The 24685-nt window shown below is 38.4% G+C and carries 25 protein-coding genes and 1 pseudogene; 16 read left to right on the forward strand and 10 right to left on the reverse strand.

Annotated elements, in window-relative coordinates; genetic code table 11:
- From MKX14_RS08695 to rimI, 4 genes and pseudogenes are all read left to right on the forward strand, one after another.
- Positions 1-93 (forward strand): annotated as a pseudogene (locus MKX14_RS08695) (hypothetical protein); the annotation flags it as partial.
- Between the two features lie 204 nt (positions 94-297).
- Complete coding sequence (locus MKX14_RS08700) at positions 298-1179, forward strand: metal-dependent hydrolase (protein WP_133482286.1); 882 nt, start codon at positions 298-300, stop codon at positions 1177-1179.
- A 234-nt stretch (positions 1180-1413) separates the two neighbouring features.
- Positions 1414-2289: a metal-dependent hydrolase gene (locus MKX14_RS08705; protein WP_002121736.1), complete on the forward strand. Its 876-nt coding sequence runs from the start codon at positions 1414-1416 to the stop codon at positions 2287-2289.
- A gap of 107 nt (positions 2290-2396) precedes the next feature.
- Positions 2397-2858, forward strand: coding sequence for a ribosomal protein S18-alanine N-acetyltransferase (rimI, locus tag MKX14_RS08710; protein ID WP_141314916.1), 462 nt, complete (start codon positions 2397-2399; stop codon positions 2856-2858).
- On the opposite strand, the gene MKX14_RS08715 is transcribed toward rimI, so the two are convergent.
- From MKX14_RS08715 to trxB, 3 genes are all read right to left on the reverse strand, one after another.
- Complete coding sequence (locus MKX14_RS08715; RefSeq protein WP_004703325.1) at positions 2844-3659, reverse strand: arginyltransferase; 816 nt, start codon at positions 3657-3659, stop codon at positions 2844-2846. The two genes, rimI and MKX14_RS08715, sit on opposite strands and share 15 nt — an antisense overlap.
- A gap of 18 nt (positions 3660-3677) precedes the next feature.
- A complete protein-coding gene (aat, locus tag MKX14_RS08720) occupies positions 3678-4409 on the reverse strand; it encodes a leucyl/phenylalanyl-tRNA--protein transferase (RefSeq protein ID WP_005070905.1) in 732 nt (243 codons plus the stop codon).
- Between the two features lie 122 nt (positions 4410-4531).
- On the reverse strand, positions 4532-5479 hold the full coding sequence (trxB, locus tag MKX14_RS08725; RefSeq protein WP_002121722.1) for a thioredoxin-disulfide reductase: 948 nt from the start codon (positions 5477-5479) through the stop codon (positions 4532-4534).
- Between the two features lie 269 nt (positions 5480-5748).
- On the opposite strand from trxB, the gene ftsK reads away from it, so the two are divergent.
- Together ftsK and rhtC are read left to right on the forward strand one after the other, a co-directional pair.
- Positions 5749-8802 (forward strand): DNA translocase FtsK, encoded by a 3054-nt coding sequence (gene ftsK / locus MKX14_RS08730; protein WP_240282257.1) that lies wholly within the window; start codon positions 5749-5751, stop codon positions 8800-8802.
- A gap of 151 nt (positions 8803-8953) precedes the next feature.
- On the forward strand, positions 8954-9574 hold the full coding sequence (rhtC, locus tag MKX14_RS08735; RefSeq protein WP_240282258.1) for a threonine export protein RhtC: 621 nt from the start codon (positions 8954-8956) through the stop codon (positions 9572-9574).
- Positions 9575-9615: 41 nt separating this feature from the next.
- Here rhtC and MKX14_RS08740 read toward each other — a convergent pair whose 3' ends face one another.
- From MKX14_RS08740 to yihG, 6 genes are all read right to left on the reverse strand, one after another.
- On the reverse strand, positions 9616-9903 hold the full coding sequence (locus MKX14_RS08740; RefSeq protein WP_002121755.1) for a PA4642 family protein: 288 nt from the start codon (positions 9901-9903) through the stop codon (positions 9616-9618).
- A gap of 83 nt (positions 9904-9986) precedes the next feature.
- Positions 9987-10259, reverse strand: coding sequence for a cell division topological specificity factor MinE (minE, locus tag MKX14_RS08745; RefSeq protein WP_000896934.1), 273 nt, complete (start codon positions 10257-10259; stop codon positions 9987-9989).
- A gap of 2 nt (positions 10260-10261) precedes the next feature.
- Entirely contained in the window at positions 10262-11074 is an 813-nt protein-coding gene (gene minD / locus MKX14_RS08750; protein WP_002121719.1) for a septum site-determining protein MinD, read from the reverse strand.
- 66 nt (positions 11075-11140) lie between these two features.
- On the reverse strand, positions 11141-11869 hold the full coding sequence (gene minC, locus MKX14_RS08755) for a septum site-determining protein MinC (protein WP_240282259.1): 729 nt from the start codon (positions 11867-11869) through the stop codon (positions 11141-11143).
- A 120-nt stretch (positions 11870-11989) separates the two neighbouring features.
- Complete coding sequence (locus MKX14_RS08760) at positions 11990-13036, reverse strand: hypothetical protein (RefSeq protein WP_016802722.1); 1047 nt, start codon at positions 13034-13036, stop codon at positions 11990-11992.
- A 16-nt stretch (positions 13037-13052) separates the two neighbouring features.
- A complete protein-coding gene (gene yihG / locus MKX14_RS08765) occupies positions 13053-13979 on the reverse strand; it encodes an acyltransferase (protein WP_005803140.1) in 927 nt (308 codons plus the stop codon).
- Positions 13980-14225: 246 nt separating this feature from the next.
- Between yihG and yiaD the strand changes: the two genes are divergently transcribed.
- The 10 genes from yiaD (at position 14226) to MKX14_RS08815 (ending at position 24221) form a co-directional block, all read left to right on the forward strand.
- Positions 14226-14879, forward strand: coding sequence for an OmpA family protein (gene yiaD, locus MKX14_RS08770; protein ID WP_009390536.1), 654 nt, complete (start codon positions 14226-14228; stop codon positions 14877-14879).
- A gap of 193 nt (positions 14880-15072) precedes the next feature.
- Positions 15073-17112, forward strand: coding sequence for a UvrD-helicase domain-containing protein (gene rep / locus MKX14_RS08775; protein ID WP_005070868.1), 2040 nt, complete (start codon positions 15073-15075; stop codon positions 17110-17112).
- A 23-nt stretch (positions 17113-17135) separates the two neighbouring features.
- A complete protein-coding gene (gene dut / locus MKX14_RS08780) occupies positions 17136-17588 on the forward strand; it encodes a dUTP diphosphatase (RefSeq protein ID WP_002121799.1) in 453 nt (150 codons plus the stop codon).
- 200 nt (positions 17589-17788) lie between these two features.
- Positions 17789-19207, forward strand: a complete 1419-nt coding sequence (algC, locus tag MKX14_RS08785; protein ID WP_240282260.1) for a phosphomannomutase/phosphoglucomutase — start codon at positions 17789-17791, stop codon at positions 19205-19207.
- Between the two features lie 15 nt (positions 19208-19222).
- A complete protein-coding gene (argB, locus tag MKX14_RS08790; protein ID WP_002121716.1) occupies positions 19223-20128 on the forward strand; it encodes an acetylglutamate kinase in 906 nt (301 codons plus the stop codon).
- Positions 20129-20250: 122 nt separating this feature from the next.
- Positions 20251-21033: a GNAT family N-acetyltransferase gene (locus MKX14_RS08795; RefSeq protein WP_016144532.1), complete on the forward strand. Its 783-nt coding sequence runs from the start codon at positions 20251-20253 to the stop codon at positions 21031-21033.
- Positions 21034-21140: 107 nt separating this feature from the next.
- Complete coding sequence (locus MKX14_RS08800; RefSeq protein ID WP_133482292.1) at positions 21141-21989, forward strand: class II glutamine amidotransferase; 849 nt, start codon at positions 21141-21143, stop codon at positions 21987-21989.
- 241 nt (positions 21990-22230) lie between these two features.
- The gene (locus MKX14_RS08805) at positions 22231-22686 is read left to right on the forward strand and encodes a bacteriohemerythrin (protein ID WP_002121698.1); all 456 of its coding nucleotides are present in this window, start codon (positions 22231-22233) and stop codon (positions 22684-22686) included.
- A 153-nt stretch (positions 22687-22839) separates the two neighbouring features.
- Positions 22840-23907: a hypothetical protein gene (locus tag MKX14_RS08810; protein ID WP_240282261.1), complete on the forward strand. Its 1068-nt coding sequence runs from the start codon at positions 22840-22842 to the stop codon at positions 23905-23907.
- Entirely contained in the window at positions 23907-24221 is a 315-nt protein-coding gene (locus MKX14_RS08815) for an RnfH family protein (protein ID WP_240282262.1), read from the forward strand. The genes MKX14_RS08810 and MKX14_RS08815 overlap by 1 nt, the downstream gene beginning before the upstream one ends.
- 64 nt (positions 24222-24285) lie before the next feature.
- On the opposite strand, the gene omlA is transcribed toward MKX14_RS08815, so the two are convergent.
- On the reverse strand, positions 24286-24684 hold the full coding sequence (gene omlA / locus MKX14_RS08820; protein ID WP_002121740.1) for an outer membrane protein assembly factor BamE: 399 nt from the start codon (positions 24682-24684) through the stop codon (positions 24286-24288).
- Between the last annotated feature and the right edge of the window lies 1 nt (position 24685).

A 24685-nucleotide genomic window follows, 5' to 3' on the forward strand; every position in this document is an offset into this window, starting at 1 on the left:
CACCCAATCGCAATGGACCCAGGTCTACGTTTTGCGATCCGTGAAGGTGGTCGTACTGTAGGTGCTGGTGTTGTTGCGAAAGTAACTGCATAATCACTTTCAGTGAAAAAAAGCGCTCTTTTTAGAGCGCTTTTTTTATATTTGATTGTCTAACAATCACTATAAAGGCTGGCCCTAACTGATATTTCAATGTCCTTATTTCCCCTTAATCCTTTTTATTAAATTTGTATGATAAGAATCAAGAAAACGAACAATAAAGTTTGAGTAACTAGGGTTACTTACTAAGGAGCTTTGGGTATGAATGCTAAAGTGAATATTACGAATCGTGCAGGTGCAAGCTTTCCAGTACGTCGTATGAATTTTGACTTTAATGATGTACCAGAATATTGGATGAATGGTTCTGCTGGACTCACACATTTTATGACAGCTTTGTCAGCATTGTTTCCGGCTGGTGAGAAATTCTTTATAGATAGTGTACGTGCAGTACGTTATCATCCAGCTATTAAAGATGATGAAGTACTCCAAAAAGAGATTAGTGCTTTTATTGGGCAAGAAGCAATGCACACTCAAGAGCATGTAAACTTCAATGCTTCTGCTCAAAAGTTTGGCCATGATGTAGAAACGTTAGAGAAATTTACCGATACGGCAATTCAAACAGCCATTAAAACTTTTGTAAAAATTGTCAAACCTTTCGGTATGACAAAAGAAATGGTTGACTTGACTGCTACAACGGCTCTTGAGCATTTTACCGCTACTATTGCGTCGCAATTATTGGTCAATAAGCACATTCAAGAGCTTATGACAGATGAGACAATGTCAACAATGTGGTATTGGCATGCGATTGAAGAAAATGAGCATAAAGCCGTAGCTTATGACGTGTACGAAGGTGTATTTGGTAAAGGTCTAAAAGCCTATGCGTTACGTACAAGTTCTTTAGTATTTGCTATGACTTTAATCTTTTTGATTCAGTCATCTTTTGTGCTTCGTTTATTAAAGCAAGACAACAAGTTGAATTTAGATGAACTATCAGTAATTTATAAATACGGATATAGCCCATCTAAAGGTATTATTAGTGGTATGGCTAAAGAAATGTTAGCTTACTTTAAACCTGGCTTTCATCCAAATGACCTCGATACCGTTGGTCTATTGAAAACATGGAAAGCAAAATTAGGTTTATAGTTTTAATTCATAATTTATAAAGGGCCGATAGTGGCCCTTTTTATTTTTCTATAACTATATTAAAGAGATCGTGGAGCAGATATTGCACCTTTATGTGTCTATGAATGACCTCATCTGATATTTCTCTGTCCTCATCTGCACTTAATTGGTACATCGAAAGACGTATGATTATAAATATTAAGAAAATAAATAAAGTTATATGTGAATTAGCTATTCACTTAAAAGGAGTCTGAGATGAATGCTAAGGTAAATATTTCCAATCGTGCTGGCGCTAGTTTCCCTGTGCGTCGTATGGATTTTGAATTTGCTCAGGTCCCACGTTATTGGGCAAATTATGATGCAGCATTAACACATTTTATGACAGCATTATCGGCCCTTTTTCCAGAAGGTGAGCAGTTCTTTGTAAATAGTACGCGTGCTGTTCGAAATGATCCAAAGCTTGCTGATCCAGATCTTCAAAAAGAAATTAGTGCTTTTATTGGTCAAGAAGCGATGCACTCCAAAGAGCATTTAGCATTTAATGCTTCAGCACAGGCTTATGGTTATGATGTGCGTCATATGGAAAAGCAAACAGGAAAAGTCATTAAGATGGGTACAGCTGTTGTAACCAAATTAATGAAACCTTTTGGCTATACCAAAGAAATGATTGATTTGACTGGAACATGTGCACTAGAACATTTTACATCGACCATTGCAGCTGAACTTTTACAAAACCCTGAAATTCAGGCCATGTTCCAAGATGACACCATGTATCATTTGTGGATGTGGCACGCAGTTGAAGAAAATGAACATAAAGCTGTGGCATTTGATGTGTATACAAGTATGTACGGACAAGGTCCGAAAGCTTATTTTATGCGTTCAACCGCCTTGATTATTGCAATGGCATTAATCTTTGCAACTCAGTCTTATTTTACTGCTAAGTTACTCAAGACTGACGATAAATTAACTTGGAAAGATACGAAGTACATGCTTAAATTCATGTATGGTCGTAAAGGTTTTATGACTCGTCAAATTCCAGAGTTACTTGATTTTTTAAGACCAAAATTTCATCCAAATGATTCGGATACCACAGCATTGCTAGCAACTTGGCGTGAAAAATTAGGTCTTTAAAAAATACAGAAAAAAGGGACAACTCAATTGTCCTTTTTTTTGCTCGTTTTTTCGTGGGAAGTTTTTATAATACGCACTACTTTAGAATCTTCATTGCGCTGAAACTCATGATTCGTATTATGCAAAACACTGATGTGGATATTGTCGTTCAAATTGAAAAATCAGTACAAACACATCCGTGGTCAAGACAGCAATTTATTGAATCTTTGAATTCTTATCAATGTACAGTGATTGAGTCACAAAACAGAGTCGTTGGGTTTTGTATTTTACAGCCTGTTTTAGATGAAGCTAATTTGTTACTCATGGCCGTTGATCCTCAAATGCAAGGGCAGGGTTTAGGATATGAGTTATTAAGTGCATCAATTGAAAAATTAGAAAATCAGCCAGTACAAATCTTTTTAGAAGTCCGTGAAAGTAATAAAGCTGCCATCGGTTTATATGAAAAAACAGGCTTTCACCAAATTGATCTGCGTCGCAATTATTATCCTACCCAAGATGGCGGGCGCGAACATGCGGTCATTATGGTAAAAACCTGTACAGATGATTTCGCATCTTTATTTAATGATTAAATTATTCCATTCAGAAGGTAACGTGGTCATAAGAGACGTACCTAGCTGTTGAATTTCCTCTGGTGATAATGATCTGTTTAAACGGCGCCATTGCCCATCGAGCAGAAGTTCTAAAGGTGTATATTGCGATTTATAGTTCATTTTGGCCGAATGCGGCACCCAATAGCCTAAGTAGAGATATTCTAAACCGAGCGATTTCACATATTCAATTTGGTTAAGAATAGAGTAAACACCAAGTGATCTGCGGTGCTCATCGGGATCAAAGAATGTATAGACAGCCGATAGTCCATCATCCATTAAATCGCAAGTAGAAACACTAATGAGACGATTGTCTTTCCAAAGCTCAAGAAAAAAACTATCTGTACAGCTATGTACTAAAAACTTTTCAAACTGATCTAAGCTCGGTGGAAACATATCACCATCTGCATGGCGTTCATTAATATAGCGTTCGTATAAATCATAATGAATTTGTGCTGCTTGTCGCGTAGGCAGAACAGTCATGGTGAGATCTTGATTTCGTTTCCATGCTTTTTTTTGCATGCTATTCATTTGAAAATCGGCAACTGGAACACGACAAGACAAACATTGTCTACAAAGGTGACATTCAGGGCGATAAACAAAGTCGCCACTACGGCGAAAGCCTAAACGAGAAAGTTCTGAAAGAGTGACCACATCAATTCGATGGATGGGGTCTAAAAACACCATGCGTGCTGATTTATTTTCTAGATAGCTACAATCATGAGGTGGAGTAATATAATACTGCAGATCATTTAAAAGGGACTTCGGGTGATATGATTTCATGATTGGTCCCTCCTGTTATCATTCCATTAATTTTGCATCTAATGCTATTGTTTTACTTGAAAATACACGTTCTTGATACTTTTTCCAATTGATAGAGGGGTGAATAATTACATCTTGTAACGATTTTAAGTAGTCTTGACGAGAAAGTGTACTGGCTCCCAGACTAATTAAGTGACTGTTTACGAGTTGGCAGTCTATCCATGGTAGCTGATTTTCTTGTCCAATGAGCATTAATGTATAAAAAGCCATTTTTGAAACATCGGTTTCGTTGCTAAACATTGACTCACCAAAACACCCTTTACCAATCGTAACACCATATAAACCTCCTACAAGCTCCTCTTGTTGCCATACTTCAATACTGTAACCATAACCAGCATTAAACATCTCACAGTAGCCTTGAATAATATCTTCACTAATCCAGGTTTCGTCTGCATAACTTCTTGGCAAAGAGCAAGAGCGAATAACTTGTTCAAAGGCATGATTAACCGTAATTGCATAGTCATGTTTTTTCATATTTCTCAGTAATGACTTGCTAGGCTTGTAGTTTTGAGGGTAGATCACGCAACGGGGTTCTGGACTCCACCAACAAATAGGCTCATCTTCATTAAACCAAGGAAAGAGACCATGGGTGTATGCTTCATATAGGGTAGAAGGGGAGAGGTCCGCTCCGATACAAATTAAACCATGCCCATCTGGATCGGCCTCAATGGGATCAGGAAAAATGAATTGGGAAAGTGGAAGTGTATTCATAAAAATAAAATAAGATGAGCTTTAAGGTTATGCTATAAAAATTAATATATGTCAGCTAGTCATTATTCTAAAAAAACAGCCGTTATAAGAACGGCTGTTTTAAAATTCTAGAAATCTATTAATTAAAGGTTATCTAGATATTTTTCAGCATCTAGAGCCGCCATACAGCCAGACCCAGCAGAAGTAATCGCTTGGCGATAAATGCTGTCAGCGACGTCACCAGCAGCAAAAACACCAGCTACAGAAGTCGCTGTTGCATTACCAGAGGTACCGCTTTGCACTTGGATGTAGCCATCACGTAAGTTTAATTGGCCTTCAAACATTCCAGTGTTTGGCTTGTGGCCAATTGCTACGAATAGACCATGAACCTCTACGTCTTGCTTAGAATCATCTTGAGTTGATTTAAGGCGAACACTAGTTACGCCAGTATTGTCACCCAATACTTCTTCAACTTCGTGGTTCCAGATAATGCTGATTTTGCCTTCTTTTTCTTTGGCAAATAAATGATCTTGCAAAATCTTTTCAGAACGTAAAGTATCACGGCGGTGTACTAAAGTTACATGTGAAGCAATATTTGATAAATAAAGTGCTTCTTCAACAGCAGTGTTACCACCACCTACAACCATTACTTTTTGGTTTTTATAGAAGAAACCATCACATGTTGCACATGCGCTTACGCCTTGACCCATAAAGTTTTGTTCAGACTCTAGGCCAAGATATTGAGCTGTAGCACCAGTTGCAATAATTAAAGCGTCACATGTGTACTCTTCCATGTCACCTTTAAGAACGAAAGGACGTACATTTAAGTCCACTTCGTTAATATGGTCATAGACGAGTTCTGTACCAAAGCGTTCAGCATGTGCTTGCATACGATCCATTAATGCAGGACCTGTTAAACCTTCAGGATCGCCCGGCCAGTTGTCAACTTCGGTTGTTGTTGTAAGCTGCCCACCTAGTTGTAAACCTGCAATTAAAGTAGGTTTAAGGTTTGCACGTGCTGCATATACCGCTGCACTATAACCTGCAGGACCAGAACCGAGAATAATTAACCGAGAATGACGAGCACTCATTGAGGGTATCCTTATTTATATCGAGAATTTTGAAAATTATACGTGAATTTGCCGACCAATAGCGTTAAATCAATGTGGATAATATTGATCAGGTCAATCGAATTAAGTTATATAACAATATAGAAGTGCCTTATGTTAACAACAACTGTAAAGAATCATGCACCTTTTTTGTAAGAACAGGTGCATAATATAAAGTTCATTCGTTGAAGATCTAAAATATAGTTCTTCACATCTCTAAACCAATAATTAAATGGGTTACAGGACAGTATATGACTGCGGTGTCAAGTGTTTATGCACAGCGCTTATTGATGACATTATTCTTGGTTTCTTTTGGTATTTATATGTTTCTGGCAACAGTAACATATACACCATTTGACCCGGGCTGGATGCATATTTCCAGTGATACTCAGCAAGTATCCAATGCAAGTGGTATTGCTGGCGCATGGATTGCAGATTTGCTGTTTGGTTTTTTAGGATGGGCAAGTTTGCTTATTCCAATTTTCCTTTTCATTGAAGCAATTCAGGTTTGGTGGCCACGTAGTTTCCTAAACCGCCCATTTCGTTATGCTGCACAATTCTTCTTAATTTTAGTTGTATCTAGCTTACTTTATTTACACTGGAATGTGCCGGCAGATACTTTAGATAATGCAGCTGGGGGAATTATTGGTTATGAGTTAGGTCAAAGCCTATCTCAATTGTTAACAATTTACGGTGCAACCTTATTTTTACTGGTTTTCGGGGTCGTGTTGTTTACTCTTGCATTTGGGGTGCAATGGAGTAAAACATGGGTTACGCTCAAAGCTACACCAAGTTATTTACAAGATTTATTTTATAAGAACGTATCTCCGAATGAATCGGATTATGACTTAACAACTCAACCTACCAACAAAGCAGCCGCGGTTAAAGTTGCTGACAATGTAGAAACGAATGCTAATGCTTCAGATGAGAAAGAAGAATCAGCTCAATCTGAAACAGCTCAACCGCAATCCACCACAACGCGCCATGATGCGGTTGCTGAGCGCTTATTTGCAGATGTGCTAGCGAAAGAGCAGAGCCGACCTGAACCAGTTGCAGATATATCAGTTGCAAATACTCAGAACTTTGAGCATACGCTTGAACAGGCCCATAAACTTGAACGAGATAGCCAACGTTTAGTTGCGACTGGCGAAGTATGGCGTGCTTTACAACGTGATGATGCGAGTCATAAGCAAGAAATTGATGCACTTTTAAGAGCAGCTGATGATTCGACAGAGATAGAGCAAGTTCCTGCTCATGAGCAATTCCAGCAAACAATTTCTCAAGTAAATCAAAATCAACCATCATCAAAACAAGACTTACATGGTCTTGATTGGAATGATGATGAGATTTTTGATGAGTTGCTTGCCGCGGTTCCAAATAGTAAAACTGCAACAGATGTGCATACACCGTTTGTTCAAGATCACCATGTAGAAGCCGAACCAACTTCGCAATCTGTTAATATTGCGAATGAAACATCTTCAAATATTTCAAATTTAAATCAATCACCTAAAAATTTAGCAAACGAACTAGTCTTTGAAGATTTTGATGATTTATTAATAGATGAAGACATTGCTCCAACTGAACCTGTGAGAGCAAGTAGTTATGCGCAATCTTCAGCATTTGTAAAAGCTCCTATCCAAACGACTATTCAGGCCGACAAACTTTCAAAAGAAGAGTTTATCGAAGCTTGGCAGGAGACTGCTGGAAAACCGCAGGAAAATGCTGATTTTGATGAAGACGATTTCGATTTTGATGCGCCGTTAACAGACGCATCAGGCCGCCCAATGTCTCGTGCAATGCAAGTTGCTAAAAAGCGTTTGGATTTGCCAACTTTACCGGGCCTTGACCTACTTGATAAGGTCGATCCAAATAAGAAAGTCAACTTTACTGAAGACCAACTTTCACGTTTGTCTGAATTGCTTGAAATTAAATTGCAAGAATTTAACGTTAAAGCACAGGTGGTAGAGGCTCAACCAGGGCCAGTTGTAACTCGCTTTGAGTTAGATTTGGCACCCGGTGTGAAAGCTTCTAAGGTCACGAATATCTCACGTGACTTGGCGCGTTCAATGTCGATGGCATCTGTACGTGTGGTGGAAGTTATTCCTGGTAAACCATACATTGGTATTGAAGTGCCAAACAGTGCCCGTGAAATGGTACGTTTGATTGAGCTACTGGAAACTCCAACATATCGCGACCCAAGTGCATTAATTAGTATGGCTATGGGTAAAGATATTTCGGGTAACCCTGTACTCACTGATTTGGCGAAAGCACCGCATATGCTGGTTGCTGGTACCACAGGTTCTGGTAAATCGGTTGCGGTCAACTCGATGATTTTATCGATGTTGCTTAAATATACGCCTGACCAATTACGTTTAATTTTAATCGATCCAAAACAGCTCGAACTAGCAAACTATAATGATATTCCACATTTATTAACTCCAGTTGTTACTGACATGAAAGATGCGGTAAGTGCTTTGAACTGGTGTGTGAATGAAATGGAACGCCGTTATAAGCTTATGTCGTTCCTAAAAATTCGTAAATTAAGTGACTACAACCGTAAAGTTGAAGAAGCGATTGCGAATGGCGAAGACTTAATTGATCCGACTTGGAAGCCAAGTGATTCAGCGACACAAGAACGTGCACCTCGTTTAATGCCATTACCATCTATTGTCATTGTTGCGGATGAGTTCGCCGACATGATTATGCAAGTGGGTAAAAAAGCAGAAGAAATGATTACCCGTTTGGCGCAAAAATCTCGTGCTGCTGGTATTCATCTATTGCTTGCAACTCAACGCCCATCTGTTGATGTTATTACCGGTTTGATTAAAGCCAATATTCCAACGCGCGTAGCACTACGTGTAAACAGTAAAATTGACTCACGTACTATTTTAGATGCGGGTGGCGCAGAAGACTTGTTAGGTCATGGTGATATGCTGTTCTTAGGCCCTGGTAAAATTGAGCCGGAACGTGTGCATGGTGCTTTCATTAGTGATGATGAAGTAAACCGTATTTGTGATGCTTGGCGTGAACGTGGCGAGCCAGATTATATTGATGAAATCTTGACTCCATTTGATGAAGAGCCAGCGTCACGTGGCTTTGAAGAGGGTGAGGGCGGTTCTGACCGAGATGCTCTTTATGATCAATGTGTGTCATTCGTATTAGAAACTCGAAAAGCGTCTACATCTTCGCTACAGCGTAAATTTAGCCTTGGTTATAACCGTGCTGCTCGTATTATTGATCAAATGGAAGAGAACGGCATTGTGAGCTCAATGGGTCCTAATGGTAAGCGGGATATTCTAGTTTAAGCCAATATAATTTAAGCCTCTTCGGAGGCTTTTTTATAACTTAAATAAAAGTGAACCTATTTATAAGTGACTTAAAGATTTTATCGTTTAGTAAAAAATGCTAATGTATTTTCCCTAAATAAATAACAATGAATTAGATCAGGAGAAAGATATGTTATTAGCTCTGATTACGTTAGCCTTTATTCACTTTTGTGCACTTATCACTCCTGGGCCTGATTTTTTTCTTGTATCTCAAACCGCCATTAGTCGATCTCGTAAAGACGCTATGCTGGTCGTTGCTGGTATAACGGCAGGTGCTATGTTTTGGGCTTGTTTGGCACTGATGGGGTTAAATCTTATCTTTGAAAAAATGGCTTGGTTAAAGCAAGGATTGCTCATTGCGGGTGGCTTATATCTGTGTTGGTTGGGCTATCAGATGTTACGTTCGGCTTTTTCAAAAAATCAGCAAGAGGGCAATGTTGCTGTTGAGCTCCCAAAAGCACCTTACTTATTTTTTATTAAAGGTTTGATAACCAATTTATCAAATCCAAAAGCTGTTATTTATTTTGGTAGTGTTTTCTCTTTATTTTTAGCTAATCCTCAACTTGATCAGGTCCACTGGCTACTCTTTATTATTGTCACAGTCGAAACAATTTTATGGTTCTGCTTTGTGACTTTTATTTTCTCGTTACCAAGTTTTAGAGCAGCTTATCGTAATTTTTCAAAATGGATTGATGGTATTTCGGGTGGTATTTTTACCGTATTTGGTATTTTCCTGATTGGTAATCGATAAGTTTAGATAAGAAAAAAGCCTCTTTAAGAGGCTTTTTATTTTTAAGCAAACTTTGCTAGAACTTCTAAAAATGGTGCTGATTGACGCGGAAACTTAGCAATTACATCATGGATGCGTTGGCCTTCAGGGTCTTTGGCATTAATATCGCGTCCGTCTGCAATAAATTGAGTTAAAAGACGCTCATAGTCTGTTGGACGCATATGTTTGAATGCATGGTAGAGCACATGAAAATCTGCATTCACACCACTTGGAGGAAGTTGGTTGAGGTAGGCAAAAACACGCTCATCGGACCATTCTTCATTGAAAGTTGCTGGCTGTGATAATGCCATGACAATCTCCTCATTTTAAAAAAGGCAAAATAACTTGCGTTATTTTGCCTTGATTCTGATTTATTGAATAGTCAGAAATAGAATTATCGTTCTTCAGGTAAATTGATATTCATTTCTAACATTTCGATATTAGCTTCAGAGCGAACTTGCATTTGGATATGCTGTTCACCTACACCGCTAACATAACGACTAACCACTTGCATGATTTCTTTTTTCATCTGATCAATTTTGTCTTGGCTTAAACGGCGGCCTAAACCTTGTTCAGAAGCAACAATAACTTTCAAACGATCTTTGGCAGTTTGAGCACTTGATGGTTTTTCTTCGCTGCTAAATAATTTACTCCAGAATCCTGCCATATCTACGCTCCAAATAGTCGTGCTAACCAGCCTTTAGGTTGAGCTGTGATGTGTCGATAAGGACGGTCTTCGCCAAGGAAGCGTGCAACCAAATCATCATACCCCTGACCAGCTTTAGTTTCTGAATACAGAATAACTGGCTTACCTTCGTTTGATGCTTGTAATACACTTGGACATTCTGGAATAACACCTAATGTCGGTACGCGTAAAATATCTTTAGAAATATCATCAATTGTCAGCATTTCCTGACGGTCAGCACGTTCCGGATTAAAACGTGTAATACATAAATGTTTACGTATACGCCCTTCGTTGTGTTCAACTTTCTTGGTTTTGCTATCTAACATACCAATAATACGGTCAGAGTCACGTACTGAAGAGATTTCAGGGTTTGTTACAATGATTGCTTCATCTGCATGATACATGGCTAAAATCGCGCCACGCTCGATCCCTGCAGGTGAGTCACAAATGATGTAATCAAATTCTTGAGATAGCTCATCAATAACACGAGCAACACCTTCGTCGCTCAACGCATCTTTATCACGTGTTTGTGAAGCCGGTAAAATATAAAGGTTTTCGATATCTTTATCGCGAATAAGGGCTTGCTGCAGACGTGCTTCGTTATTAATAACATTAACAAAATCGTAAACAACACGACGCTCACAACCCATAATCAAATCAAGGTTACGTAAGCCTACATCAAAATCAATCACAACAGTTTTATGACCACGAAGGGCTAAACCTGTTGCAAAAGATGCGCTCGTTGTAGTTTTACCTACACCACCTTTGCCTGATGTTACGACAACAATTTTGGCCACCGAATCCACTCCTATTATGGTCATACACCCTTAAAAGGGCTGTTTTTTGGTGATTTGCTTAATAAATTAAAGTTCTAGAGCTTCAAATTCAAGCTCTTGCTTTTCATTTAAATAAATATGTACTGGTTTTTTTACCACATGTTTAGGGATATCATCTGCGACACAATACGTTCCTGCAATGGAAACGAGCTCAGCCTCTAAAGATTGGCAAAAAATACGTGCAGCTGCGTGCCCGCCCGCACCAGCAATGACTCTACCACGAACTGTGCCATAAATATGTATATTTCCTGAAGCGATCACCTCGGAACCACTATTCATGCCAGCCTTTAAAATAATATCGCCGTTATCTTGTACAAGGGATTGGCCTGTACGCAAAATTTCATCATGATAAGAGGTAATATGAGCGACCGCTATCTTGTTTAGTGGTTTTTTTGTTTCTGCTGAAGACGAGGCAGAAGCTGTAGCAGGTTTTTCCACAATAGCCACTTGTTCAGCTGTCGCTTTAATGCGTTGTAAGGGTTGATCCGCCGGTAAAACAGGGAATTGAATAGCGCGAGCTTCATCTCCTAAAATACCGTCGATTACCGCCATTGGTTGTAAACCCAAGCTCACCAGAAGTTGAATCAATGCAATTAACTCTTGCTCAACTGTACTGTCAATAATCACTAAAGTTCCTTGATAGGAACCTTCATTTAAAATATTTGATAATTGCTGGCGGATCACATCATGATCATTGGTATCGAAGGTTATCCTGCTAAAGTTAACCATTCTGCCGGTAATCCGTATATCAGCCATAAGTCTTCCTTCAAGGCGTTAAACGAGCTGTAATATCGTTAAGTTTATTGTAAATAGGGCAAATGCTAGAACAATTCGTGCCAATTCTCTAGCGTGATTCATAAAAAATTAAATAAATGCTTATTCTTTGATTCGATCATACTCCGCAAGGGTTTGTTGCCATTGTTTGACCTTGACTTGTTTACGTACAGACTCCAGTGTCTCGAACACGACAGATTCAACCAATTGCTCAAGCTGACGATTATTAATATTGATTTCACTTACTCTTTGAGAAATTAATTGATAAGTAGGGTTCGGACTATTTGGTGAGCCCTCAATTAAAGGTTCAATTAAACCTGCACTAATATTTTCACCTAATCTTTGACCAATGCTTTGAATTTGCTGTTCAATGCGGCCCCCGACTAAAGGAATTAATCGTAATAATTGAGTTAGCTCAGGCGTATCAATAATGGCTTGATCTACAATTTTGCCCACACCTTTTGTAATGGCAGGCTTTTGTTCTTTTAAAGCGGTGGCTAAAGATTCTTGTAATAATGCAGTTAGAGCAACAGTAAATTGCTCACGATGATGATTAACCAAGTCGTGAATAATCTGTTTATGGCTAGAACTGGTTTCAAGTTCATATCTAATACCATCAATCACGGTAATTACAACGCGGTCAGATAATTCTTCCATTACGACGCGATAATAAAATAGCCCAGTTTTTCGCCAGCTTTCAGGAACAACTGGATAGCCCAACTCATGTAAACGGTAAGCAATAATCCCAGCGCGGAATAAACGTAAAAAACGGAGCTGAGGAATAATAGCTAAAATTTCATACCAGTGAATAAAAGGAAAAAAGAACCAACGCTTATGGTGCTTATTGATGATCGCAATAGCCCAGCGTACAACCAGCTCAATAATTAAAAAACCAATAAACCAAGCTTCTGACGTAATCACCCAAGGATGTAGTGAAGTACGATAAAAGCTGAGTACTTGGGGCAAGTGAATATGTTCAAAGAACCATGCCCCAATACTGCTCATTAAAAAGAAATTAGTCGCAAGACAGAACAAGTTAAAAATGATAATAAACACCATAAAGATGTCGTAGACCAAAAACAGCTTAAATGAAAGGCTGTTTGGGTCTACATGATGGTATTTCGTTTTTTTCCCAGAACTGTTTTGCATAATAACGGGTGCTTTCTTAAATATTTGCAGTGGTATATTGAGATTTCATTTGCTCAATAAGTTGATCTTTTTCAGTCCAGATGTCATGAACCCATTGCTGGAAACGTTCACGATAAGCCGCGTCATCTTCATAGTTGCCGCCAAGTACCCAGTCTGGAATTTCAATTTTACGTAAGTTAACCGCAATTTTAGAAACATCCCCAAGCCAGAAATCGCTATATCCCGGTACCCCATCAGGATAGACGATGGTCATATCAACTAGGGCATCGATTTTGTCACCCAAGATATTTAATGCAAGCGCCAAGCCACCTGCTTTGGGTTTTAGCAAATGCTTATAAGGGGATTTTTGCTGGTCATGTTTTTCTTGAGTAAAACGAGTCCCTTCCAAATAATTTAATAGGGTGAAGGGCTGACTTAAAAGCTGCTCACAAGCTTTACGTGCTTCCATCATGTCACGGTCTTTAAGTTCAGGATTCTTAGCGATCTGTTCTTTAGTGTGACGCTTCATCATTGGGAAGCCTAAAATTTTAAATGCTTGCCCAACAAAAGGAATAAAGATGAGTTCCCATTTAGTAAAGAAACGGGTAAGGGGCATACGGGTTAAACCAAAATATTGATTTACAGTCGTGTCAACCCAACTTTGATGATTACAGGTCATTAAATAACGACCTTGCATATTCAGATCAAGTCCTTCATCAATGGTAATGTCCCATTTTAGATTGGGTAGAACATGGTCAATGAGCCAATTATTTACCCCTAGCCAGCTATTTGTAATTTGAATATTAGTCTCATCTATTTTTGATGATTTTTTTAATAGCTTGGTCAGACCTAATGCAAGAACAGGAGGACCATGAAAAAAAGTACTTCCTGTAATGACTGTACCTACAGTGAGTCCACGTGTAATTTTTTTTAGCGCAGATTGTTTATTGGGTGCAGTTGACATATAAAAGACCCCGAATGTCTCAAATCCATAGAAAAGTTGTTCAACTATAACTGTCATAATATGAAATACAACGTTATCTTAGACAACAATGAAGAAATTGTGATGAGCTAGCATCTTAAAGTGCATCAAAATATTACAAAAACATAACTAAACTATTTATTATTAACAAAATATCAATGTTTTATACTTCCTTTTTGTTTCATTATTCATTCAGACAACAAAACACACAAAGTGAGGAGGCATGCAATGCGTGCATTAGTTATTTCAACAGTGGTAGGGGCAGCAGTAGTTCTTTCTGGTTGTCAAACAACTGGTAATAATCTTGGTGGCGTTGAATACGATAAAACCGCATTAGGTACTTTAATTGGTGCAGCAGCTGGTTATGGTATTTCTAAATCAAATGCAAACTCTAGCCGTCAAAACAATCGTGCTGCGGCAATTGGTGCAGTTCTTGGTGCTGCTGGTGGTGTATACCTTGACCAGAAAGAGAAAAAATTACGTCAACAAATGGCGGGTACTGGTGTAGACGTTGGCCGTAACCCAGATGGTTCTGTTCAATTGATCATGCCTGGTAGCATTACTTTTGATACAAACAAATCAAACATCAAGCCAAACTTCTACGCAACTTTGAACAAAGTGGCTCAAACTTTGGCTGAAGATAACAAGAGTGCAATTCTTGTAACTGGTTATACTGATAACACTGGTAATGATTCTATCAACATTCCATTATCACAAGCACGCGCTCAATCAGTACGTAGTTATTTAGCTAGCCAAGGCGTATCTGCTAGCCGTATCGACGCGCAAGGTTATGGTTCATCTAACCCGATCGCAGATAACTCAACTGCATCTGGCCGTGAACAAAACCGCCGTGTAGAAATCAGCATTTATGCTAAACAATAAGATCTAGTTTATTATTTCAAAAACCACCTTCGGGTGGTTTTTTTATGGGTGCAGTACAAGAAATAATCACGACATTCTGCGGCGCATAAATTGCATTATTAGACATCATTTATACATATCCGTAGATTTACTATTGGGATTCTAAAAAAGAGATGACTATAATCATGCTCGAAAAATTAAGAGGTAATACACGATGTCATCTGCCAGTCAATTGAACAACAAGCAAGAAGAAGCCATGAAATATACTCAGGGCCCTTTATTGGTGCTTGCTGGCGCTGGTTCAGGTAAAACATCGGTAATTACGCGTAAAATTGCCTATTTGGTGCAACATTGCCGTATTCCTGCACATCGTATAACTGCGATGACCTTTACAAACAAAGCTGCACGTGAAATGAAAGAGCGTGTGACTAAGCTTTTATCACGTGAGGAAGCAAAAGGTTTATCTGTTTCTACCTTTCATACTTTTGGGTTAAACCTTTTACGTTTAGAACTTAAAAATTTACCTTTAAAAGCTAATTTTTCGATTTTGGATGCAGATGACTGTAAACGTATTTTGATGGACTTGATGCATCGCGACAATTTATCGGGTGCAGAGAGCAAAGAATTAATTGCTAAAGCAATGAAGAAAATTTCAGATTGGAAAAACGATCTGATTTTGCCAGAACAAGCGCATTCGACTTGTGAAACACCAGAAGATGTCCAGTTTGCACATCTCTATCAACTTTATGAACGTAATTTACGTGCCTACAATGCTGTCGATTTTGATGACTTGATTGTTATGCCAACACGCTTATTGCAAGAAAATGCAGAAGTACGTGACAAATGGCAAAATCGTGTCCGTTATTTATTAGTCGATGAATATCAAGATACCAACACGGCCCAATATATTTTGGTCAAACTATTAGTTGGTGTAATGGGGCAGTTCACCGCGGTAGGTGATGATGACCAGTCGATTTACGCATGGCGTGGTGCTAAGCCTGAAAATATGGCATTGCTTAAACAAGATTTCCCAAATCTACATATTATTAAGCTTGAACAAAATTACCGTTCGACCAGCCGTATTTTAAAAGCTGCCAACTGCGTGATTCAAAACAACCCACATATTTTTGACAAGAAATTGTGGAGTGATAAAGGGCATGGGGAAGTCATCCGAATCATTACATGTCGTAATGATGATGATGAAGCAGAGCGCGTGGTAAAAGACCTATTGACTCATAAGTTAATGAACGGTAAGAACTGGAAAGATTATGCTGTGTTGTATCGCGGGAACTTTCAGGCTCGTGTATTAGAAACCCAGCTTCGCCAAATGCAAATTCCGTATAAACTCTCCGGTGGTACATCATTCTTCGCGCGTGCAGAAATTAAAGACGTGATGAGTTACTTGCGTCTTATTATTAATCCAGAAGATGACAGTGCTTTCTTACGAATTATTAATACGCCTAAACGTGCGATTGGCCCTGTTACTCTTGAAAAACTAGGTTTATTTTCGCAAGAAAATAATTTGTCTTTACTCGGTGCTTCTGCTGACCAGCGTTTAAGCATGGTGCTTCCTAAAAAGGCAGAAACACAGCTTCATGAGTTTGCAGATTTTATCGCGACATTTACGCGTGAATTGTTAGAAGATGATGAGCCTGTGCCTAAAGTTCGTCAAATGATGAATGAAGCGGGTTATATGGATTACGTTCGAGAACAGTCAGCAACACCTGCACAAGAGAAAAGTAAACTCGATAATATCGAGAACTTATTTACCAGTATTCAAAATCTGATTAATCGTGCTGAAGATGTTGATGAAAAGAATATTGAAAGTGTTATCCGAAAACTAGTTTTGCTCGATCTGTTAGAACAGCAGCAGGAAGAAGAAGATACAGACAAAGTTAACCTTCTTACTTTGCATGCAGCAAAAGGTCTGGAATTCCCATATGTGTACATTATGGGACTTGAAGAAGAACTATTGCCTCACAAGAACTCGATTGCAGCAGAAACCATTGAGGAAGAGCGCCGTCTCATGTACGTGGGAATTACACGTGCACGCCAAGGTTTAACTTTAACTTTAGCGGAACAGCGCAAAAATGGCGGACAGATGAAACAGATGACGCCTAGCCGTTTCCTTGATGAGCTTCCACAAGATGAGCTCGAGTGGTTAGGGCGTAAAAAGAAAATTGCGGCTAATGTTGACCCTAAAGAACAGGCTCAACAATATCTGGCAAATTTAAAAGCTTTATTAAAGCGTTAATTTTTTAATTTTTAGGAAATCCCATGAAAGTTCAAGTGAAATTGCTCGATCCGCGTTTAGGTAAAGAATGGCCATTACCTTCATATGCAACAGCAGGTTCAGCGGGTTTAGATTTACGTGCCTGTTTAGATGAAGCAATTGATATTGAACCAGGACAAACTGTTTTAGTTAAAACAGGTATGGCAATTTATATTCATGATGTAAATTTTGCTGGTTTAATTTTACCGCGTTCAGGTTTAGGTCATAAACACGGTATCGTGCTTGGCAACTTAGTTGGTTTGATTGATTCGGATTATCAAGGTGAATTGATGGTTTCTGTTTGGAACCGTGGTCAAACCACATTCCGTCTAGAACCAGGTGAGCGCTTGGCACAGTACGTTTTAGTGCCAGTCGTACAAGCTGAATTTGAGCAAGTAGAAGAATTTGAAGAAACTTTACGTGGCGCTGGTGGCTTTGGTCATACAGGTAAACAGTAAGTTTTTCTAAAATATTAACGAAAATCAAACGCCTGTTGAACAGGCGTTTCTTTTTATATCTTGAATGTTACAATGGATTATATTACAACACGCTTTACTCATATTTTTTTAACTTAATTTAGCAAATAAACCTTTCAAAAATTTTGAATAATCTATGTTTTTGCGATAGATCGAATTGATCTTTAAATAGAAGATACGCTATGAATGTAAGACACTCATTTCCAAAAAGTATTTTTCGTGCTTACGATATTAGAGGCAAACTTTCTTACTTAACCACGGACGTTGTCCGTTCAATTGCCTACGGATTGGCACAACAATACAAACAAGCAAAACAAACTCAATTAGTGATTGGCTATGATGCCCGTCTCACAAGTCCGACTTATGCACACTTAATTGAAGAAATTTTAATAGAACAAGGTTTAAAAGTGACTAATATTGGTTGCTGTTCATCACCAATGATGTATTACATTGCACGAGATTTTGGTGGCAATGGCATTATGGTGACAGCAAGCCATAATCCAAAATCTGACAATGGTATTAAGTGGATTTTAAAGGGTGAACCGCCGTCTCCTGAAATGATTCAGCAGGTTGGTGAAGAAGCCCAAACTTACGTTCCAAGCCATTCAATTTCTGTACTTGAGTTAACCTTACCTCAATTTAAAGCTGAATTTTGCCAACAATACCAACAAGCTATTTTTAAAGATATTCAGTTAAAACGTCCTTTAAAAGTTGTTTTAGATGGTTTACATGGTTCAGCTGGGCATTGTTCAAAGCTAATCTTAGAAAAAATGGGGTGTGAAGTCATTGCTTTACGCACTAATCCAAATGGTGAGTTTCCAGATCACGCACCAGATCCATCACATGCAGCTCATTTAATTAGCTTGCGAAAAGCCGTGGTCGAGCAGCAGGCTGATATTGGTATTGCTTTGGATGGTGATGGAGACCGTGTTGTTTTAGTCGATGAAAAAGCACAGATATTGACAGCAGACCGTTTATTATCAATTTTTGCGCAAATGTGCTTAGAACAACACCCTGAGCAAGAAATTGTTTTTGATGTGAAATGCTCACGTATGGTGCAAGATACAGTCGAGAAACTCGGTGGAAAAGCAAAAATGATCCGCACGGGAAGTAGTTTCCTAAGGGCTTATTTATCTCAATCGAATGGCCGTGCCATTTTTGGTGGAGAATATGCAGGTCATTATGTGTTTAATGATGGCCGTGGTTTTGGCTACGACGATGGTTTGTATGCTGCATTACGAGTAATGGAGTATTTTACCCAATCTGATGTCGCTACAATTTCTGAATTATTTGCCCCTTATCCAGAAAGATGTTGTACAGAAGATACCTATATTGGTACTTATCAGTCTGATCCAAAGTATGTATTACAAGATATCGAGATTTTAAGTCATCGTTTAGGGGCGCGTATTAGTAAAATTGATGGCGTACGTCTTGATTTTGATGATGGTTTTGGCATTATTCGAGCATCAAATACTGGTGAATACTTTACAGTACGATTTGATGCAGATAATCCTTTACGATTAAAGGAAATCCAGCAAAAATTTGTAGATATGTTGCAAGAACACTATCCGCAAATTGCACAAGAACTTTCAGAGGCCTAAGTAAGGAGAGGCGTAATGCCACAACATCAGCATATCGGTGTCGACAAAGCAAAAATCTTGATTGAAGCTTTGCCGTATATTCAACGCTTTACTGGTAAAACGCTGGTGGTGAAATACGGTGGCAACGCAATGACTGATCCTGAGCTTGAAAGTTCATTTGCCCGAGACATCGTTTTACTTAAAACTGTAGGATTAAATCCGATTGTTGTTCACGGTGGTGGACCACAAGTGGACTCATTCTTAAAGCAGTTAGGCCGTGAATCTGACCGCATTGACGGTATGCGCGTAACTGATGCTGCAACCATGGAAGTGGTTGAAATGGTGTTGGGCGGTAGCGTAAATAAATCAATCGTTAATCTAATTAATAAACATGGTGGACGTGCGATTGGTTTAACAGGTAAAGACGGTAATTTACTTCGTGCCCGTAAATTGCTTATGGAAAAGCAGGAAGAAGATGGTTCTATCAAACATATCGACTTGGGTATGGTTGGTGAAGTGACGGGCGTTAAAACAGATGTATTGGAAATGTTCACCCAAAGTGACTTTATTCCAGTTATTGCGCCACTAGGTGTAGACGAAGAAGGCAATACTTATAATATTAATGCTGACTTAGTTGCGGGTAAGGTTGCAGAAGCATTAGGCGCTGAGAAATTAATTTTGCTCACCAATATTAGTGGTGTGCTTGATGAAAATAAAAATCTGTTAACTGGCCTTACGACACAAGAAGTTGATCGTCTCATTGAAACAGGCGTGATCTATGGCGGTATGATTCCTAAAGTAGGCTGTGCGCTTGATGCTGTTAAAGGCGGGGTTGTGAGTGCCCATATTGTTGACGGTCGCGTGCCACATGCCACATTACTTGAAATCTTCACTGATCATGGTGTTGGAACGCTGATTTCTAACCGCACTAAAACAGCTTAAGAAATCCATTATTCTCAATAAAAAGATCACCCTAGGTGGTCTTTTTTTATACCATTTTGATTTGGTCATTTTTTTGTCATGAGCTTTGACTAGTGTAGGGAGTGTCACTAGGAGCGTTCATTATGCTAGAAAAATTTAATCAATATCGCCAAACCTGGACTTTACCTTTAAATCGTCATAAAGCAATAAATCAGACACAATTTCGTTTTGAGTGGGTTGATAATTTAAAAGAATTACAAGATGTACAACGGTTTCGTGCACAACAATTTAGTCAACAATTCGGAATCAAGTTTGAAGATAACTTAGACCAAGATATTTACGATTTTGGTTGTGAACATGCGGTATTGCGTGAAAAGTGGACTGGAGAAATTGTAGCGTATACGCGTCTAAAACTATTTCAAGGCCACGAAATAGCACAGAGTTATAGTGCACATGAGTTTGATATTGTTCCTCAGCTATCGCATCTTCCAAATGTGTTAGAAATAGGCCGTACCTGTGTACATCCTCGCTTTCGTAATGGTAAAGCGTTATCTATGCTGTGGTTAAACCTTGCACCGAAAGTGCTATGGTCAATGCGTGCTAAATATTTAATGGGCTGTGTCAGTATTCATTTGCAAGATAATTTGGCTAGAGCGTACTACACGCATCGCCAGATTCAGCAGCTATCAGAAAGTAAAACGATTGATATCCGTTCAAAAAAAATCTATGAACCTGAATATCCTGAGTTTAGCTTCCCACAAGATGAACGTATGCCAAAGCTATTCCAAATGTATCTGAGCATGCAGTCAAAACTATCGAAACAGGCTTTTTTTGATGAAGAGTTTAACTGTTTGGATTATTTTGTATTTCTTGAGGTGAATAAAGTCGCGACTTCATTTGTGATGAATAAAATGGTGCAGCGTTAATCATATTTCCTATTTTGTAATAGCCAGCACATATTGAGATTTGCAAGCATTTTTACTCTCATGCACAATAGAGCAGATGGGGTAATTAGAAGTAGTTTAAAAGCGATATGTGCCAGCTATTAGGAATGAATTGTGCAACACCAACGGATATCACTTTTTCTTTCCGTGGTTTTTCACAGCGTGCAGGAATTACCTCAGATCATAGTGATGGATTTGGCATCGCATTTTTCGAAGATAAGGCGTGCCGTTTATTCGTTGATAACCAATCAGCAGTTGAGTCTCCAATTGCCGATCTCATTCGTAATTATCCTATTAAATCACGTAACGTGATCGCTCATATCCGCAAGGCTACCCAAGGTAAAATCACTTTAGAAAACTCTCACCCCTTTATTCGAGAGTTGTGGGGGAGACACTGGATTTTTGCTCATAATGGCGATTTACATGACTTTAATCCGCCGTTAAGTGGACGTTTCACGCCAGTAGGTAATACCGATAGTGAGCGGGCATTTTGTTATTTGCTCGATCAACTCGTTGAAGTATTTGGTTATGAAGAGCCGAGTCTTGAACAAATCTTTGAAGTATTAGAAAAGATTTCTCCACAAATTGCGGAATACGGCACATTTAATTATTGCTTATCGAATGGCAAGGCATTATTTAGTTATGCCATTACTAAATTACATTGGCTCGTTCGTGAATACCCATTTAATCATGCTCATTTAATCGACTTAGATGTCGAAGTCGATTTTAGCCAAGTAACTACTCCAGAAGACCGCGTGGCAGTAATAACAACTGAACCTTTAACACATAATGAAAATTGGACAGCTTATCAACCTGGTGAAATGATTTTATTTCAACATGGAAAGCCGATTAAAAATTCTCTTACTTGTGTTGAAAGATTAAAACGTGAACAGGAAAATCCTGAACTAAAACGTATTACACGTGCAGATCAGTATTAATATAAAATATATTAATAAGAATATTTATATATTTTTATCATTTAACAATAAAATAGTTTGTTTAAAAAATACTTTATTAGTTTAGTTGGTTAATTTTATATAAAATTATAAAAAACAAATACTTGTATTAAGTTTAATTTTCTATACACTAAAGCCGACAAAATAGGTTTGTTTTTATTTATATACTTTAAATATATCATAGAGTTTATGCAACGATCATTAATCATCATTGGGGAGATGTATGAAAATGAAATGGGCTTCAGAATATAATACGGGTATTGATGTTATTGATGAGCAACATAAACGAATACTTGATTATATTAATGAAATTGATGATGTAAAAGATGAAGAGGATAGACGTCGTATTAAAGATGTTCTAGACAATATTATCGATTATACGCAATCACATTTTACTTTCGAAGAAAGTTTGCAAGAGGAAGCTGATTATAAATATCGTGTACCTCATAAACGTGTACATGATTTGTTTATTAAAAAAATAGAGTTATATCGTGAACGTTTTGAAATGGGACACACGATTGAAGCAGAATTACAAGAAATTTTGGCTAAATGGTTAATTAACCATATTCAACATGATGATGCCGATTATGTAGGAGCAGTAAAAGAAAATATGATGGGAATTATTAGAGAAAAAGAAAAGAAAAAAGGGAAAAACTGGTTTGCTCGGTTTTTCTCATAACCTGAAATAAAAATAACTCATAATTTCAGTTAGCGCGGCAAACTATCAATTCGGTAGTTTGCTTTTTTTATTGAGCAAACTTTGATTTTCAAGCATGACACGGGCAAAATATCTCTAGTCTTTTTCAAGGAATGCATAATGCAGGACATACCTATGTCACGATGGTTATCGCCCCTGATGGCGTTTTGCTTATCTTTCATCATTATGGCGACATTGGCACCCACGATGGGTATCCAGATTGATCGTCAACTCGATTTCTGGTTATTGTGGTTAGGCACAATGTTGTTATTGGCATTACCAGTTTGTTATTTGGAAATTGCCTTAGCAAAACGGTCGAAGACTACAGCCTTAAATGCTTTATCAAGTTTAACTCGTGAAGCAGATAGTTCCCCAAAATGGCGTTTGGTTGGCTGGCTTGCAGTTATTTTTATTCCATTTTTAGCTGGTAATGTATTAAGTACCGCTGGCAATTTATTGATTACACAACTTAATAATAGTGTTTCAGGACAACTTATTTTTGCTGGCCTTGCTGTTGTAGCTCTCATTTTATCTTTTATTCCACGTCAGATTTTAATTTTACTGATGACGGTTGGTGTAATTGCTTCTCTTGTTTTAGCTAACACGATGGGAACGACTTTACAGCCTTGGCATTGGACCAATGTTGAGTTTAAAGAATGGGGTAATGCAACTGTACTTGCACTTGTTGCAAGTGGATTAGGCTTAGGGCTTTATTGGCAAAATAGTGTAGGTGCTGTTCAGTCGCAAGAAGGTGCAACGAAAACTGTTCTTCCAATTTGGTTAGCTCAGTTAATTGCTGTGATTGCCTTTGGTTTCTTTTCTTTACAAGCACAGCTTCCTGTTTTTACTTGGATCTTTACCGCAGTAATGACAACAGCGTTATTTGTGCAATTGGCTAGAGAGCAGCTTGCTCAGCGTCAGCTCATGTCTATTTTACAGTGGGTGATTATTGTTGTAGCGATTGCTGTTTGGGCTGTGCCTGAGCTTCATAACATCTTTACGCTGATTTTGATGCTTTGGGGATTACTCATTTGCTTGATCTATGCCATTTTTGCTGGCTGGATTATGAAAATTAGCCATTTGCGTAAATCTATGAATTTTAGCAATGAGTTGTTTTATAACTTATGGCGCATTGCGGTACGTATTGTATTGCCGCTTTCAATTGTCATTGCCATGATTGCGGTAATTGGACAAATGATCTGATGGAAAAAGCTCAGCAAGTGTGGGTTGCTTATGCAGCCCCAGAGCAACAGTTTTTAGTTGCTATTCCATTTGAAGCTGGTATGACTGCATTACAAGCAGTTGAGGTGAGTGGCTTGCAGACACAGGTCAGTTTGCCTGAGCCATTACAACTTGGCATCTTTGGTGCAAAAGTTGAAGCACATGCGATTTTGCAAGCTGGTGATCGAGTTGAGGTTTATCGACCTTTAACGATCAATCCAAAAGATATACGTCGTAAACGCGCCGAGAAAAACCCTGTGGGGCGATATATTAAAAGTAATCGCTTTAAGCAATAAGCCCCATAAACAAAACCCCTCAAAGTATTTCACTTGAGGGGTTTATTTTTATTAGAAAAAACGATTATAGTGGTGGTGCAGTTAAAATCGCTTCTTTAGAAGCAGGTAAACCTGGTTGCGATTCTGGAATAGTTTCTAAACCTTCAATTTTAGTTACTGTGCCAGTGCCATCAAAGTAAATTTTTAAATGCTGACCATGTGCTGCGGGGATTTTAGCTTTTTTAGCATAAGTTCCCGGGATATAGTTGTAAATGTAGTCCCAACGTAGAGGATTTAGAGGATCAGTCACTGTTGGACTACCAAGCAAAAAACGCACTTGCTGGAAATTCATGCCGACTTGTACTTGAGAGGCTTGAGCTTTGGTCAATGGAGTCCCTTGAGGAATATCAACCTTATACACACCAAAGATTGAACAACCAGCAAGGAGTGAAGTGACTAATAACGTCAGCACGAGTTTTTGCATT

It is taken from the genome of Acinetobacter pittii (genome assembly GCF_022449185.1).
Taxonomy (GTDB): domain Bacteria; phylum Pseudomonadota; class Gammaproteobacteria; order Pseudomonadales; family Moraxellaceae; genus Acinetobacter; species Acinetobacter pittii_I.